At 55.0% G+C, this 15,535-nt stretch carries 13 protein-coding genes and 1 tRNA gene; 3 read left to right on the top strand and 11 right to left on the bottom strand.

Annotated features, from left to right (window positions below):
• The 3 genes from ABIK48_01410 to ABIK48_01400 all read right to left on the bottom strand — a co-directional run.
• Positions 1 to 587, bottom strand: a 587-nt coding sequence (locus tag ABIK48_01410) for a hypothetical protein (GenBank protein MEO0020820.1), incomplete at its 3' end; no start/stop codon positions are given.
• Positions 588 to 786: 199 nt separating this feature from the next.
• On the bottom strand, positions 787 to 1,320 hold the full coding sequence (locus ABIK48_01405) for a FlgD immunoglobulin-like domain containing protein (GenBank protein MEO0020819.1): 534 nt from the start codon (positions 1,318 to 1,320) through the stop codon (positions 787 to 789).
• A gap of 2 nt (positions 1,321 to 1,322) precedes the next feature.
• Positions 1,323 to 3,788: a hypothetical protein gene (locus ABIK48_01400; GenBank protein ID MEO0020818.1), complete on the bottom strand. Its 2,466-nt coding sequence runs from the start codon at positions 3,786 to 3,788 to the stop codon at positions 1,323 to 1,325.
• A gap of 168 nt (positions 3,789 to 3,956) precedes the next feature.
• Between ABIK48_01400 and ABIK48_01395 the strand changes: the two genes are divergently transcribed.
• Both ABIK48_01395 and serS read left to right on the top strand, forming a co-directional pair.
• Positions 3,957 to 4,790: a radical SAM protein gene (locus ABIK48_01395; GenBank protein ID MEO0020817.1), complete on the top strand. Its 834-nt coding sequence runs from the start codon at positions 3,957 to 3,959 to the stop codon at positions 4,788 to 4,790.
• 44 nt (positions 4,791 to 4,834) lie between these two features.
• Positions 4,835 to 6,085, top strand: a complete 1,251-nt coding sequence (gene serS, locus ABIK48_01390; GenBank protein ID MEO0020816.1) for a serine--tRNA ligase — start codon at positions 4,835 to 4,837, stop codon at positions 6,083 to 6,085.
• A gap of 3 nt (positions 6,086 to 6,088) precedes the next feature.
• Here the strand turns inward: serS and ABIK48_01385 are convergent, their stop codons facing one another.
• From ABIK48_01385 to ABIK48_01375, 3 genes are all read right to left on the bottom strand, one after another.
• A complete protein-coding gene (locus tag ABIK48_01385; GenBank protein MEO0020815.1) occupies positions 6,089 to 6,490 on the bottom strand; it encodes a cytidine deaminase in 402 nt (133 codons plus the stop codon).
• Complete coding sequence (locus ABIK48_01380; GenBank protein ID MEO0020814.1) at positions 6,474 to 7,664, bottom strand: phosphopentomutase; 1,191 nt, start codon at positions 7,662 to 7,664, stop codon at positions 6,474 to 6,476. The genes ABIK48_01385 and ABIK48_01380 overlap by 17 nt, the downstream gene beginning before the upstream one ends.
• Before the next feature lie 13 nt (positions 7,665 to 7,677).
• Positions 7,678 to 7,759 (bottom strand) — tRNA-Leu (locus tag ABIK48_01375).
• Between the two features lie 99 nt (positions 7,760 to 7,858).
• On the opposite strand from ABIK48_01375, the gene ABIK48_01370 reads away from it, so the two are divergent.
• The gene (locus ABIK48_01370) at positions 7,859 to 9,106 is read left to right on the top strand and encodes an ABC transporter substrate-binding protein (GenBank protein ID MEO0020813.1); all 1,248 of its coding nucleotides are present in this window, start codon (positions 7,859 to 7,861) and stop codon (positions 9,104 to 9,106) included.
• Between the two features lie 19 nt (positions 9,107 to 9,125).
• Here ABIK48_01370 and truA read toward each other — a convergent pair whose 3' ends face one another.
• From truA to ABIK48_01345, 5 genes are read right to left on the bottom strand one after another with little or no spacing between them, the layout of a single operon-like run.
• Positions 9,126 to 9,926 carry a tRNA pseudouridine(38-40) synthase TruA gene (gene truA / locus ABIK48_01365; GenBank protein MEO0020812.1) on the bottom strand — a complete coding sequence of 267 codons (801 nt, stop codon included), beginning with the start codon at positions 9,924 to 9,926 and terminating at the stop codon, positions 9,126 to 9,128.
• The gene (locus ABIK48_01360) at positions 9,902 to 10,294 is read right to left on the bottom strand and encodes a TraR/DksA C4-type zinc finger protein (protein ID MEO0020811.1); all 393 of its coding nucleotides are present in this window, start codon (positions 10,292 to 10,294) and stop codon (positions 9,902 to 9,904) included. Before ABIK48_01360 ends, truA begins: the two co-directional genes overlap by 25 nt.
• The gene (gene ileS / locus ABIK48_01355) at positions 10,294 to 13,275 is read right to left on the bottom strand and encodes an isoleucine--tRNA ligase (protein MEO0020810.1); all 2,982 of its coding nucleotides are present in this window, start codon (positions 13,273 to 13,275) and stop codon (positions 10,294 to 10,296) included. Before ileS ends, ABIK48_01360 begins: the two co-directional genes overlap by 1 nt.
• A 14-nt stretch (positions 13,276 to 13,289) precedes the next feature.
• A complete protein-coding gene (locus tag ABIK48_01350) occupies positions 13,290 to 14,753 on the bottom strand; it encodes a PQQ-binding-like beta-propeller repeat protein (GenBank protein ID MEO0020809.1) in 1,464 nt (487 codons plus the stop codon).
• A 60-nt stretch (positions 14,754 to 14,813) separates the two neighbouring features.
• Entirely contained in the window at positions 14,814 to 15,506 is a 693-nt protein-coding gene (locus ABIK48_01345; GenBank protein MEO0020808.1) for a hypothetical protein, read from the bottom strand.
• Positions 15,507 to 15,535 lie beyond the last annotated feature (29 nt).

The raw sequence follows: 15,535 nt of genomic DNA, 5'->3' as shown, positions 1-15,535 counted from the left end.
ACATACCGGCCGTCCAGACCCGCAAGGCTGAGCCCGCCAACCCGCTGTGCACCACCCGCACTGTCAACATAGCTATGGGTATGATTCGCCCGGGCAAAATAGGTGGTATCCCGACCCTGAAGCAGGTCAGCATTGGCTGCCCGCTCGGTCAGAAAGGCATAGGCAGAAGAGACAATCCTCAACCTCGGGGTCAGCTCCGAGCCGGTGCCCACCTGCAGGCTGAGATAAACTGTGCCGGCATCAGGAATACTGCTGATCGATGTCACCGAACCCAGCAGGACCGAGAAGATGCCGTTTCGCACATTCACCGTCTGCACCTCAGTCCAGAAAGGTGTACCACCGCTCTCCTGACTGTAGAGCCGGAAGGTAAGCTGATAGCTGCCATCCGGCACCGGGTTGCCCAGACTGTCGGTGAGTCTGCCCTGATAGGAAAGCATCCGGGGAATGACGATCGCATCAACACCGATCAGAGCTGAGTCCTCGACCGGAGCAGCCGCCAAGCCCGGTGTTATCCCGGCTACTTCCTCTGCCAGCAGCAGACCGCTCAAGAAAATCAGCAGGATTGTGAGTGAGCCTTTGACTCCCATATTACCTCCTTTATTGCTTTTAATAAAGCCCCCTCTACTTACTGTCCGAATCAGGTTTCGTTTCGGACAGGAATGCAGAAATGTAACATAAGATTATCGTCTGTCAACAACGACAATGGGCATTATTACTGCCCGGAATCAAAAAAATAGCGGGACAGGGTTGTTACTCCTGCCCCGCCTGAAGATCGACTGCTGTTTTTCAGCGTCCGAAGAGCAGTTTGACCGTCTGGCGGTGAGCACCGGCACAGAACCGGCAGAAATAGACCCCGCCGGCAAGCACTCTGCCCGACTGATCCTGACCATCCCAGACCAGACGGTAGACACCCGGCTTCTGTATTGCGTTCACCAGTGTCCGCACCACTCTGCCGGAAAGGTCAAGGATCTGCAGACTGACCGGACCCGCCTCTGCCAGCGAGTAGCAGATGACCGTCCGGCGGAGAAACGGGTTGGGTGCGGGCTGGTAAAGCCGGGTCACCAGCGGCGACACCGCCTGCTGGTCAAACTGCTGTCTTTCCTCCAGCCCGGTCGCCGGCTCCGGCTGCCAGAAGCCGATGAGCGCCAGCAGGTTCGGACCGGTGATTCTGCCGGTGGCGGTCTGACCGATGGTGGCACCACAGCGGTAATCACCGGCAAGTATACCGCCACCTGCTGCCACCACCTCCCAGTCGCAGTGAAAGGGCTGGGCAGAGAGAACCGCTGTGAGCAGTAACAGGATGAAAAAACCCCGCTTCATATTTACCTCCCGGTCTGCCGGCTTTTCATCTGTTCATACCGCTGTCTGCCCGCTGGAGTGCGGAAGTTGATGCCTTCCGTCTTACCCTCCCGCTCCAGCTGCTCCATGCAGCCGGCAAGAAACTCATCATCCAGCATCCTGCCGTCAAGGGCACCGGTCTTTTTCTGCTCCACCGGCATCAGCCTTCTGATCACTTCCGCGGAGACATCAGCCCGCTCACCAGTCACCTGCCAGAAGACTTCCATTCCCGGTCGGCCGCCGATCACAAACCGGTTGCCCGTGATCTTTTCAGCAACATACACCTCCGGGGAGCCGACACCGGTGAGCTGGATGTGCGGGTTGCGGTTGAGCGCGGAGAAGTAGTCGGGCAGTCTGACCTCGGCTCTGCCCGAGGCATCAAGGGTCACCACACCCCGGTAGATGTTGAGCATCTCCGGACCCTCAACAAAGTAGTGGTTGAGGATCTTGCCGTAGGGGTCAAGCGGATGGTCGATGGTAAAGCTGCCACCCGCCTTGGACAGTGTGCCACAGCGGAGCTGGTTGCTGGCGGTGGCGGTCTGGCCGTTGAAGGCGGCGGAGTTGCTGTAACCACTGGGGACAACCGAAAGGTAGCCGGTAGTGAAGCTGTAGTTGGCAGCTGAAGTGTCATACCAGCCACCGGCAACTGCCGCCCAGTTTCCCGAGGCAAGATTAGATTCGCCGCCGGCAATTGCTGAGTAGAAACCGGAGGCAAAGTTACTATGACCGCCAGCAACGGTCGCATCACCGCTGGCAACATTACCATACCCGCCGCCGATTGTCGCATTGGTCCCGGTGGTGGTATTGCCACCGCCCCCCGCAATGGTGGAATTCCAGCCATTTGCCTGATTGTTTACTCCACCGCCAATTGTCGCACCGTCGGCACTGGCGGAGTTATTTTCGCCACCGCCAACGGTAGCATCAGTACCACTGGCAGTATTATTGCGTCCACCGCCTACAAACGCCTGACGGGCAGTTGCGGCATTATTATAGCCACCAGCGACCGTTGCTGCGGTATCTTCAGGCCCGTCACCGGCGAGGTTGCTGTAGCCGGCAAGGATACCACCATATACCCCCTTAACGGTATCGGCATGACCACCTCCAATAACACCCATCAGACCGGTAATCTGGTTTAAAGCCCCACCACCGATTACCGCGTTGGAGCTGATGACACTGTTAACCATTCCCCCGCCGATTGTTGCACCGTCACCATAGGCGATGTTATTTCCGCCACCGCTGATCGTCGCCACATAACCACTGTCCCGGTTCTGGTTGCCACCGGCAATGGTCGCCGCCTGTCCCCAGGCGATGTTACCCGCTCCACCACCAATTGCGACATCTTGGCTCCGTGCCTGATTCGAACGTCCACCAGCGACCGTTGCTGCAAATTCTGTAGCAGTATTTGAGAACCCCCCGCCAACCGTGGCATTATTACCAGTTGCCGCATTTTCCCTGCCGCCGGCAACTGTGGCTTCAATGCCACCAGCAGTATTCTGCCTGCCACCAGCTACCGTGGCTAAAGAACTGGACGCCCTGTTCCTGAAACCGCCGCCAACGGTGCAGAATTGGTGATTCTGGCCATTGATGCCGGTTGTGCAGGCAACACCCAGGTTAGTTTGGGTACAACAATAGTTGCCATAAAGCATATTGTCTGAACCGCCGCGGGCAATACCCAGCTGTCTGATGGTATAAAGCACACTGTCCGGGGTCCCCCGGACCCAGGCGTTGTCCCCTGCTCCAACCGCATCATCTGCCGGCGCCCACTGCGTGCCGTTCCATTTGATCACCTGACCGGTCGTGGCACCGGACTGGTTGATCTTGGCCATGGTGACCTCGCCATTGCCAATCTTGGCACTGGTAACCGCAATGTTGGCAATATCAGCGGTTCCAACCGCACCATCGGTGATCATCGCACTGGTGACTGAGTTTGCCTGCCCCTCATTCACATATCTTGCATCCAGTGCAGTCGTATCCTTACCCTGCAGCAGGTCGGAGTTTGCTGCCCGCTCGGTCAGAAAGGCATAGGCAGCAGAGACAATCCGCAACCTCGGGGTCAGCTCCGAGCCGGTGCCCACCTGCAGGCTGAGATAGACCGCTCCCGCATCCGGAATACTGCTGATCGGTGTTACCGAGCCCAGCAGGACTGAGAAAATGCCGTTTCTGACACTGACCGTCTGCACCTCATTCCAGAACGGCGTACCGCCAGTCTCCTGGGTATACAGCCGGTAGGTGAGCTGATAGCTGCCATCCGGCACCGGGTTGCCCAGACTGTCGGTCAACCGACCCTGATAGGAGAGCAGACGGGGAATGGTGATCGCATCCGTGGCAGCAACTACCTCCTCCGCAACCGTGGTGAAGGTGGAACCGGATATAGTTGAGGATCGCTCATTTGCCCGGGCCAAGCCACTCAGGAAAATCAGCAGCACAGCCAGAACTATTCGATAAACCACATTACCTCCTTTTTGTTATTTATGAACCTAACACGCTCTATCCGGAGCAACTTAACCCCGGACAGCGCATAAAATTAACATTGAATCAAAGATTTGTCAATTCTGCTCGACGCAATGCCCGGGTTCAATTTTGATTTTTCCGCCGGATTGGATAAGGCTATTGAGTAAATGGCATTCGCCCGCAACAGCAATAAAGTCTCGGTCCGGATTCGACGATGTCGTTCCGCGCTCAACCGGACCGGCATCCCGGGTGCCGATTACTGTGTCAACCCTTACCTCGGCTGCACCCATAACTGCCTTTACTGCTATGCCAGTTTCAAGCTCAAATACTCCGGCATCCGCGAACCCTGGGGCACATTTGTGGAAGCCAAGATCAACCTGCCGGATGTTCTGAAAAGGCAGGCAAGAAAACCGGGGACCGTTCTCTTGGGAACGGTATGTGACCCTTATCAGCCGGCAGAGCGGGAGTTTCAGCTCAGCCGGCAGGCGCTGTCAATTCTGGGCGAACGGGGCTATAGTGTGGAAGTTATGACCAAGTCAGACCTCGTGCTGCGCGATATTGATCTCCTCTCAAGATTTCCCGGCTTCAGCGTCGAGCTGACCATCACCACGCTGGATGAAAAAGCCGCCCGGGCTTTCGAACCGGGGGCGCCGGCTCCGAAACCGAGATTACAGGCGGTAAGACAGCTTGTCCGGGCTGGCGTTCAGACAACCGTTTTCATCGGACCGCTGCTGCCCGGAATTTCCGACTCTCCGGAGCAGATTCAGGAACTACTGCTGGCGGTGAAAGATGCAGGTGCACACCGGGTGCTGTTTGACAGGTTAAACTACCTGCCGCAGAAAATAGTCCGGCTCAGACCGGTAATTGAAACGCAGTTTCATGCCTCCGCACCGGTCTGGAATTTCGCCTTAACAGAACCGGAACAGTATTCAGCCACACTCCGGAACCGGATTCTCCAGGCGCTCGCCGATTCCGGTCTGGAGGGACGAATTATCTTCTGACTTTTTTGTTTGACCGGCCGGCAGATTGAAATAAAATTCTGCGTATGGATCTCAAGTTTGTCCGCGAACAGCCGGATGAGGTGCGCCGGATTCTGACGCTGCGCCGCAGTCCGCTGTCAATTGACGAAATCCTTCAGCTTGATACTGAGCGCCGTCACCTCGTGACCAAGCGGGATGAACTGCGCCGCCAGCAGAAGGAAATTTCTGCTGCCATTGCCCGGCTCAAGCAGAACAAACAGGAGGATGCCGAACTGCTGAAAAGAGCCCGGGAGCTTTCGGATAGCATTAAAACGCTTGAGCAGAAAGTCGAAGAAATTGAAAATCGGCAGGAGACGCTTGTAAAACTTTTACCCAACCGGGTTCATCCTTCAGTAACCGGGGAAGAAGAAATTGTTGCCAGCTGGGGTGAACCACCGCAGTTTGACTTTCAGCCGCTGACACACTGGGACCTGGGACCGGCACTGGGAATTCTGGACTTTGAAACCGCCGCCCGGCTGGCAGGTTCCCGGTTTGTGCTGTTCCGGGGTGATGGTGCCCGGCTGGAGCGGGCACTGATCAACTTCTTCCTTGACACTGCGGTCCGGAAGTACGGTTATACCGAAATCTCACCACCGGTGCTTGCTAACAAATCAACACTGGAAGCTGCCGGTCAGCTGCCCCATCTCGAATCGGAAATGTACCGGATTGAAACCGATGAACTTTATCTGGTCCCCACTGCTGAACCGCAGCTTGTATCATACTATCGGGAAGAAACGCTGGCAGAGGAAAATCTGCCCCTGAAAATGGTCGCCTATACCCCGTGTTTCCGCCGGGAGGCCGGTTCCTATGGCCGGGATGTGCGCGGGATGATCAGAATCCACCAGTTTGACAAAGTCGAGCTGGTACGGCTCACCTGCCCGGACCGTTCCTATCAGGATCTGGAGGAGATGCGCAGTGAGGCGGAAGATCTGCTCCAGGCACTGGGTCTCCCCTACCGTGTAAAAAGGCTGGCAGCCTGGGATATCGCCTTTCAGTCAGCAAAAACCTACGACCTTGAAGTCTGGGCTGCCGGTGTCGGACGGTGGCTTGAGGTCTCCTCAATCTCCAACTGCGAGGATTTCCAGACTCGGCGTGGCAGAATCCGGGTCCGGAGCCGTGACGGCAGAAGTTATTACCCGCATGCGCTCAACGGCTCTGCGCTTGCCCTGCCCCGGACCTTCATCGCCATTATTGAAAATTATCAGCAGGCGGACGGTTCGATTATCATCCCGGAAGTCCTGCGACCGTATATGATGGGTCAGGAGCGCCTTACCTGAATTTTATTTCAACCGAAACTGCAGGGGCAACAGATCACTTAATTTCAGCTGTCTGACCCCCTGCCGGCAGGCAAGGATTATCACCGCCTCGTTTGCAAATTCACTTAATACCTGCAGACACGCACCGCACGGGGGTGTAAAGTTGTCGGTGGGCGTATATACCAAGATTGCCTTAATCTGACGCACCCCAGCGTTTACCGCCTTAAAAACCGCAATCCGTTCCGCACATACGGTCAAGCCGTAGGAACTGTTCTCCACATTGGCGCCAGCATAAACCCTGCCATCAGCGGCGAGCACCGCTGCACCAACCGGAAACCCCGAATAGGGGGCATAGGCACGCCGTAACGCCCGCTGAGCAGCGGTCAGCAGCCTCCTGATCGCACCTGCATTAATTCCCGGCTTCACCCTGCTTGATCTCCCTGAGAAAACTGGTACCGGCAGCAAGCGGTTCAACCCCGAGATATTCGGCTGCGGTCTGCCCCAAGTCGGCAAACGTCTCTCTTACTCCAAGATTCACTCCGGACCTTACCATTGAACCGTAAACCAAGAGTGGCACATACTCCCGGGAATGATCAGTCGAGGATGTTGTTGGATCGCAGCCATGATCAGCGGTAATAAAAAGAAGGTCATCTTCCTTCAGCTGGGAAATGATTTCTTTCAGCATATGATCAAACTCCTCCAGCCCGTGAGCAAACCCGCCTGGGTCATTCCTGTGCCCCCAGTCCATGTCAAACTGCACCAGATTTACAAACACCAGTCCGGCAAAACTCTCCCCTATTACCTGAAGTGTATATTCAGCACAATCAGAATTGTTCACCGAGTGGAAACCGCGGGTGATTCCCCGGCCGGCGAAAAGTTCGTCAATTTTGCCGATGGCTACAACCTCCATACCGGCAACCTGCACTTTGTCCAGCAGGGTCGGCTGCGGGGGCGGACAGGAAAAATCCCGGCGCTGGGGGGTGCGGTAAAATCCGCCGGGTCTGCCGGCAAAGGGACGGGCGATTACCCGGGCAACGCGGTAAGGACCGGTTAACAGCTCACGGGCAATCCGGGCATAGCGGTAAAGTTCCTCCACAGGAATAACATCAACATGAGCAGCAATCTGAAACACGCTGTCGGCTGAAGTATACACAATCGGACTGCCGGTCCTCAGATGCTCCTCTCCAAGGCGATTGATGATCTCCGTCCCTGATGCTGCCACATTACCCAGCACCCGCCGGTTAATCCGGCGTTCAAATTCCTGAATCAGTTCCTGAGGAAATCCGTTCGGGAAAACCGGAAATGGCTCGGCGGTAATGACACCGGCAATCTCCCAGTGCCCCGTAGTTGAATCCTTGCCCGCTGATTTCTCCGCCATCATTCCGAATGCCGCCTGTGGATTACGCTGTGCCGGCACACCGGCAATCTCAATGACATTCCCCAGTCCGAGCCGGGTAAGGTTGGGCAGATTAAGTCCCCCCACCGCCTGAGCCAGATTCTTTAGCGTATTGGAACCGCAATCGTTAAATCGGTCTGCATCCGGAAGTTCGCCACACCCGACCCCATCCAGTACAATTATCAGGACCCGGGGGACTTTCATGCGGATTTCTCAGTGCCGGGGACAGGATTTGAACCTGCATGCCGTGAGGCACATGGCCCTCAACCATGCGTGTCTGCCATTTCCACCACCCCGGCGGAACTCAAAAATTATAAAAAATATGTGGTTGCTGTCAAATCTGTTTATCGGTGAAACCGGCAGTTTGACAGCGCTGTGCTCGCCGGTAAAATTTATTTATGCGCTACTGGCTGCTGACCTTACTTTTTACAATCTCAATCCTTGCGCCTGCCTGTCGTTCCGGAAGTGAAAAGGTAAAGGTAAAGTTCTGGCATGCGATGGGGGGAGAAGCCCAGAAAACACTCAAACTGATGGTTGAGGAGTTTGAGCGGGAAAATCCGGATATCAAGATTGAGCTCGTAGGAATGGGAAACTATGATGCACTGGCACAGAAACTGCTGGGTGCGGTTGCGGTCCAGAATCCGCCCACTATTGCCCAGATGTATGAAAACTGGACTACCCAGCTTTACGCCGCAGGTCAGCTCGAATTTCTTGAGGATTACATCCTGGGACCGGAAGGCTTGGACAGTTCTGAAATTGCTGATATCTATCCGGGTCTGCTGGAAAACAATCGCTGGGACGGAAAAATCCTTACCCTGCCGTTCAACAAAAGTGTCCCGGTTTACTACTACAATGTTGAACTGCTCCGACAGGCAGGCTACGACTCATTTCCCCGCACCTGGTCCGAATTCCGCCAGATGTGCCGGAAACTGCTGCGCCGGAATCCTGACGGCACGATCGCAACTTGGGCAACCGCCAACGGTACCGATATCTGGATTTTCGGTTCCATGCTCCTCCAGCGCGGCGGCAGATTTCTCAGCCAGGAGGATGGCGAACCGGAATTCAACAGCCCGCTCGGCGTTGAGGTGCTTTCCTTTCAGCTTGACCTGATATTCCGGGACAGTATCCAGACTACTGCCACCGGCAGAAACCCGATGGAAGAATTTCTTGTCGGCAGAATCGCCACCATCACCGGCAGCTCCACCTGGCGCGCCCCGATTGCCGGACAGGAAAAATTTCCCGTCGGCATGGCACCGATTCCGGTGGAAGGTAAACCCGCCGCCATCATCTATGGCACAAACATCGGCATGTTCAAGAAGGCTTCACCGGCAGAAAAAAAGGCGGCTTGGCGGTTTATCAAATGGTTCATTGCTCCGAAACAGCAGGTAAAATGGTCGCTGGGCACGTGGTATGTGCCGATTCACCGTTCCTGTCTTGACGATCCGCAACTTCAGGAGCGCTTTGCCACCACGCCGGGACTGCTTGCCGCCTACCGGCAGCTCGAATACGGAGTTTTCGAGCCCCGGGGCTTGAAGTGGCTTGCCGGCAGAAAAGCGCTGGTGGAAGAACTGGAGGCGGCGACACTGGGAGCAAAAACTCCGAAACAGGCTCTGGATGATGCCGCCCGGCGCTACCGGCAGCAGTAACAGATCTGCAGGTCAGCTATCAATAAATCACCCGTTCGAGGATCAGACCGCACGCGGGTGCGGTGACGAAAGGACGGTGCTTTCTGCCGTTCAGTGCGGCTCGGATATCCCTTTTAGTGATTCTGCCGGTGGCATACGCCACCAGTGCGCCGACAATCCGCCGCACCATCTTATAGAGAAACCGGTCACCCCGCACGGTTACGACCAGCTCATCGTGACGCTGCTGGACTGTAATTGACCGCACCGTGCACCAGCCACCGCCCGAACGGTCATAGCAGAACCGGCTGAAATCGCTGGTACCCAGAAACAGCTGCCGACAGTTTTTCAGTCTTTCGATATCAATTCTGCCCGTATATTCCCAGGCAAACCGGCGCCTTAACGGCGACCGCCCGCAGACAATGTAATAGGAATAAACCTTTCCCCGGGCACTGTAACGGGCGTGAAAATCGTCGGCAACGACTTCAGCATCTTTAACAAAAATATCATCGGGCAGGTGGTGATTAAGTGCCGGTGGAATACGCTCAACCGGCATTTTTACCGGACAGCGGAAATTAGCCACATAGTTCCGCGCCGACACCCCTGCATCGGTCCGGCTGCAGCCATGGATTACAACCTTTGTACCCAGAACCGCCTCAACAGCTGCGGTAAGCATGCCCTGCACCGTCTGGCAGTTGGATTGAATTTGCCACCCGGCATAGGCGGTGCCGTCAAACTCAATTGTCAGACGGATATTCCGCTCCCACCGGCGATCCGACCGGGCAGTGTCAGTCCGCTGCCTCGGTATGAATTCGGGGTTTAACTCTGCCGACTTTTCAGACACTTCATACACAGCCGGGCATAGGGTATCACTTCCAGGCGTGCCAGTGGTATCGGCTCACCACAGCGCTCGCAGATTCCGTAGGTTCCACGGGCAATCCGGTCCAGGGCAGCGTCAATCTCCCGCAGGGCATCGGACTCAATTGACTTAAGCTGGGATGCCAGTTCCCGCTGGTAGTTTTCCGTCCCCTGATCAGCAACATGGGTGCGATGGCTGGAAAGATCACCGGCAGCAGCAGGTGTGTCCATAACCTGCTGAGTGAAACTGCTCTGACGGAGCACCCGCTGTTTCTCCTCCAGCAGTGCCTTTTCCAGCCGCAGCAGGTCCTTTTTGCTCAGGGGAGAACCGGCTCTCTGTTTCTTTTGTGCCATTACTTCCTCTCTCTCTTTATTTCCACCCGGATGGGACAGTTATTGATGGCAAACTCGGCGACCGAGTCATAATCCGCCAGTGGTGCAAAAGTGATATCCTGCGCAAGAGTTTCCTGACGGATATAGTCGGAAAACATCCGGATCGCGGCCTCCAGTTTACCCGCACACTGGCAGCTGAGTGCAATCCGGTCGACGACTTCAAACCCGGCGGATTTGCGCATATTCTGAATCTTGCGCACCAGTTCCCGGGCAATACCTTCATACTCCAGCTCCGGAGTTAAACTGGTATCCAGCCCGATGGCAAAATTCTCATCCTCCTGAATTATCAGTCCCGCACCGGGCAGCTCATCAGAGTCGGCAAACTGAAGCTCCCGGATATTGAGCTCATCCCGGATGATGTCAGCGTATGGGAGCAACCAGTCCCGGCTGCCGGCTGATTTCATACTCACGATCATCCGGGAAAGAGGTTGACGAACCTTGATCTGTGCCTTTTCCCGCGCCGCATGACCAAGGGAAACCAGCGCCCGGACCATCTTCATCTCCCGCTCCAGTTCCAGGTTGATCATTTTCTCATCCGGTTCGGGGTAAAAACACAGATGGATGCTATCCGGGGCATCGGCATCACAGCTCCGGACGAGATTCTGATATATATCCTCAGTTATGAATGGCATGATCGGCGCCACCAGCTTGATCAGCGTCACTATACACTGATAGAGTGTATAGTAGGCAGCTGCTTTATCCCGGTCTTCGGCCGATTTCCAGAAGCGCCGCCGGTTCCGGCGTACATACCAGGTGGACAGATCCTCAATAAAATCCTCAACTGCCAGTGCCACACTCATACAGTCGTAATCATCAAGCCGGTTGCGTGCCAGCTTCACCACCGAATTCAGGCGGGATAGAATCCAGCGATCCAGGAGAGTCAGGTCATCCGGCTCAACCCGAAGTTTCACCGGATTGATCTGATCAATGTTGGCATAGGTGACAAAAAATCCGTAAACATTCCAGAAGGTCAGCAGTTTGCGTCGGACCTCCTGCCCAACTTTGAAACCGAAAAGCAGATTCTGAACCGGGTTGTGACGGGCAAATACCCAGCGCATCACATCCGCCCCCATCTTCTCAACCGCCTCCTCAACCTCAATCGCATTTCCCCACGATTTATGCATCTCCCGTCCGTCCTCCGCCTTCATCGTCGCATAGCCCAGCACCGTCTTGAAAGGTGAACATTTTTCCAGCACCGTACTCATCGCCAGAATCGCATAGAACCAGTTTCGGAACTGTCCTGGAAACGATTCGGTGATAAAATCAAATGGAAACCACTCCTGCCAGTATTGACGGTCGCTCAAATAATGGGTCGTAGAAAAGGGCACAATCCCTGCATCCAGCCAGGGGTTACCGACATCCTTAATCCGGGAAACTGCACTGCCACATTGGGGGCAGGCAATTTTCACCTCATCGACCCACGGACGGTGAGGTGTGTGACCCTCAAACCGTTCCCAGCCGGCTATTGCCCGCTGTCTCAGCTCATCCCGTGAGCCGATGACATCAAACCAGCCACAGCCGCATTTGAAAATCGGCAGCGCCAGACCCCAGTAACGCTTCTTGGAGATGCACCAGTCGGACATATTGCGCAACCAGTCCAGTTCACGGTCCAACCCGAACTCAGGAATCCAGCGCACCTGTCGTGCCGAATTCATTATCTCCTCCCGCAACGGATCCATCCGGATGAACCACTCATCAACGAGCCGGAAGACCAGCTCCTGACCGCAACGCCAGCAGACCGGATAGCGGTGAGTATAATCCTCAACGCGGAAAAGCAGTCCCTTGCTCCGTAAGTTTTCAAAAATATCGGGTGCAACTTCCCCCGCAAACCTGCCGGTCAGCCAGTCAAATCCCTCTTGGAATGTGCCGTCTTCCAGCAGCGGAGCAATTACCGCCAGCCCCTGCTCCTTTCCCAGAAGAAAATCCTCCTTGCCGCATCCGGGTGCGATGTGCACAATACCCGTACCTTCATTAGCACTGACATCCTCCCAGAGAACAACCCGGTGCTCGACACCCTGCTGAGCAGGCAGTTCGTCAAAAGGACCACGATACTTCAGCCCGGCAAGTTCCGAACCGGGAACCTCTTCAAGCACCCGGAAATCAGTGCCCAGCACCGCCAGTCGATCCTGCGCCAGGATCAGCACCTCATCCCCGAGTTTTGCCCGGACATAGGTCAGATCCGGATGAACCGCAGCCCCGGTATTGGAACTCAGAGTCCAGGGGGTCGTCGTCCAGACCAGCAGACTTTCACCTTCTCTTTCAATAAGAGGGAATTTAACATAAACTGCCGGATGAGTCAGTTCCCGGTAGCCCTCGGTGGCGATCTCCATATCAGAAATCGCAGTCCCGCACCGGGCACACCAGGGCATGACATCGGTCCCCTCATAAATCAACCCGCGGCGATGACACTCCTTGAGAAAATACCAGATGGAGTAGTTGTTTTCTTCCGACATGGTATAATATGAATTCTCCCAGTCCATCCACTGTCCAATCAGAATTGACTGCTGAGTCTGAATCCGGGAGAAACGCAGCACCCGCTCCTTGCATTTCTCCACAAACCGGTCGATCCCGAACTTCTCAATGTCCCGCTTGGACTTGAAACCCAGCTCCTTTTCTACCTCTACCTCAACCCAGAGCCCCTGACAGTCAAAACCGTTCTGGAAGCGCTGATCAAAACCCTGCATCGCTTTGTATCGCTGGAAGAGATCCTTGTAGGTTCTGCCCCAGGCATGATGCACCCCCATCGGACCGTTGGCTGTAATCGGACCGTCAAGAAACTTGAATTTCGGATTACCGCGGTTCCGTGCCATCAGCCGGTAAAAATGCCGGCCCTGCTCCCAAAATTTCAGAATCCGGCGCTGAATTTCCTGATAGTCCGGCTGAGACGGTACTGGCTGAAAAACTGTTTTCGGTGGTGAGTTGGAAGGCACCCGATTATCCATATCCTATTCCCGGTTTACCGTGCCCGTCCTGAATTTCTGATATCCGCCTGAAACATAGGCCAGGATGAAGCTGCCGGACCACCCTTGCCCACCACACACCAGGCTCTTGTTCCGTCACCGATATACACCAGTCCCCGGGAATCAATTTTGGGGGCAGATACGAAATCCAAGGGTGTTCCGGATGCTAACCCTACTGCCCAGCGCCGACTGCCATCCCGGTTCACCGCATACAGCGTATCAGTTGCGCCGGTTACCGCCGAAGAGAACACCAGGAAGTAGATTACCCCTTCACTTGATACCGCCGGCATCGTCATTTCCTCCAAAACCGGAGCAACCCAGTCCCACTCAACAGCCCCATTTACCGGATTTATTGCATGCAGCCGTCCCCCGCCGGTGATATAGACTCTCCCATTCTCATCTATCACCGGGGCTGTGGCGTCACCACTGATCCAGACCTGCCAGTTTTCACTGCCGTCCGCGAGGTTTACAGATGCCAGCCACCCATCTTCATCCATGACATACAGCACATTACGGCTGGCGTCAACTGCCGGTGAAACTGCGATCGCCTGCCTCATACCATAGCGCCATTTGATACTGCCATTAGCCGGATCCAGCGCAAACAGGGTATCATCCTGAGAAATATAAACCGTTCCGTCAGCACCGATCACTGGTGACCGCACTCCGCCGCCGGCATAAAACGTCCACTTCCGGGCGCCATTAGCAGGGTCAATTGCATAAACTGTATCGTCCTCGGGTTGAATGTAAACTGTTCCATCGGCACCGATTGCCGGCGCGGTCAGTATGGCGGAACGAAAATCAATTTCCCACTTTTTGGTCCCGGATGATGTCAGTGCGTAGAACTTTCCTCCTTCGGTTCCGGCATAAATTGTGCCGTCCTCGGCGATCGCCGGTGCAGAAGAGAACTCCTCCTCCTCCGGGTCAATGAACTCCCAACGCCGGGCACCGTTGGCTTTTCGACAGAGTAGCGCGCAAATATCGCCGGAACCGATATAAATCTGTCCTTCCGGACCAATGGCAAAAGTATGATTGGTAAAATCAGCCGAATCCTCCGGTTCCTCAGGATCATAATAACCGAATTTCCAGAGCACATTGCCCTCACCCGGGCTGACATTAACTACCAGCGGCTCGGACCAGCTCGAAATCCTGCCCTTAGTGTTCTTAGCCCGGACCACGATACTGACTTCACCGCTTTGCACATAGGTATGAGTGTCGGCATAGGGCGTACCGCTTTCAACCCAGCTGGACCATTCTGACCTCACGCCATCTCCCCAGTCAAACTGATATGCCACTTTTAAGCCCGCGGGATCAGAGGTTAGCGTCGTGCACGAATAAACCGTATTCTGAAATACAATCTCTGACCCATGCGGTGTTTCTGGCTGTAATGGTGGTTTAGGACAACCGGTAAATATCAGTAATCCGGCAATTAGCAACATCAGCATACCTGACCGGGTGTGCATAACTCCTCCTTTTTATCAACTGTTGTCATCACCACAATCTCAAAATTTATCAAACAGATTCTAATTGTCAACGGATGAAGCCTTCGGCTTCTTTAACGGGAGACGATCAAGGAATGCTGTTACTTCCGGTTCCACCCGCTGCCACTCATAATCATGGCCTGGCAGATACCATATCCGCTCATATTCCCGGATTCTGAAACCCAAGGCTGCTGCCATCCGTTGATAAAGCCGCTGCAATACCGTGCCGAAAATCTCGCCAACCTCACCCGTTGTCAACTCATCATCCCCGTCATTATCAAGATAGAGTATATTCTCACAACCACTGGCGTGCTTCCAGAACGGCATTCCGACAACAATACCTGCCACCCGCCGGTCAAAACGTGAAGACAGCAATTTAATTGCATCATCAACAAAGATTGCACCATTCGACTGACCCAACAGGATGAAATGAACATCGGGATTTCTTACCGCCAGCGTTTCCAGCAGCACTGCAAACCTGCGCACCCGGGTTTTATGAAACCCGAACATCTCGGTCAAAACTGCCAGCTGCACACCCAGATCCGGGGGATCGGGGAAATCAGCAGGTGCACGATGATAGGATGCAATGAGCGTGCGGAACCCGCGCCTCTGAAGACAACGTTCAACACCCAAGACTAACGGCACGAACTCACTGGCCAGCATCAGCGGGACATTGCCCCACCCCCCGAAATGAACTACCAGCACAACATCAGCGTCAATTGAATCAGCGTGCAATCGGGAAAAATCCACCTCCGAAATGCAGA

It is taken from the genome of candidate division WOR-3 bacterium (assembly GCA_039801085.1).
Classification (GTDB): domain Bacteria; phylum Hydrothermota; class Tepidihabitantia; order Tepidihabitantales; family Tepidihabitantaceae; genus JAOABP01.
This window is presented reverse-complemented; position numbering and strand designations above follow the sequence as displayed.

Excerpts from the sequence above, each read along its gene's own strand:
- ABIK48_01405 (MEO0020819.1), bottom strand. The coding sequence starts at position 1,320 with ATGAAGCGGGGTTTTTTCATCCTGTTACTGCTCACAGCGGTTCTCTCT.
- serS (MEO0020816.1), top strand. The coding sequence starts at position 4,835 with ATGGATCTCAAGTTTGTCCGCGAACAGCCGGATGAGGTGCGCCGGATT.
- ABIK48_01370 (MEO0020813.1), top strand. The coding sequence starts at position 7,859 with ATGCGCTACTGGCTGCTGACCTTACTTTTTACAATCTCAATCCTTGCG.
- ABIK48_01380 (MEO0020814.1), bottom strand. The coding sequence starts at position 7,664 with ATGAAAGTCCCCCGGGTCCTGATAATTGTACTGGATGGGGTCGGGTGT.
- ABIK48_01395 (MEO0020817.1), top strand. The coding sequence starts at position 3,957 with ATGGCATTCGCCCGCAACAGCAATAAAGTCTCGGTCCGGATTCGACGA.
- ileS (MEO0020810.1), bottom strand. The coding sequence starts at position 13,275 with ATGGATAATCGGGTGCCTTCCAACTCACCACCGAAAACAGTTTTTCAG.
- ABIK48_01350 (MEO0020809.1), bottom strand. The coding sequence starts at position 14,753 with ATGCACACCCGGTCAGGTATGCTGATGTTGCTAATTGCCGGATTACTG.
- ABIK48_01360 (MEO0020811.1), bottom strand. The coding sequence starts at position 10,294 with ATGGCACAAAAGAAACAGAGAGCCGGTTCTCCCCTGAGCAAAAAGGAC.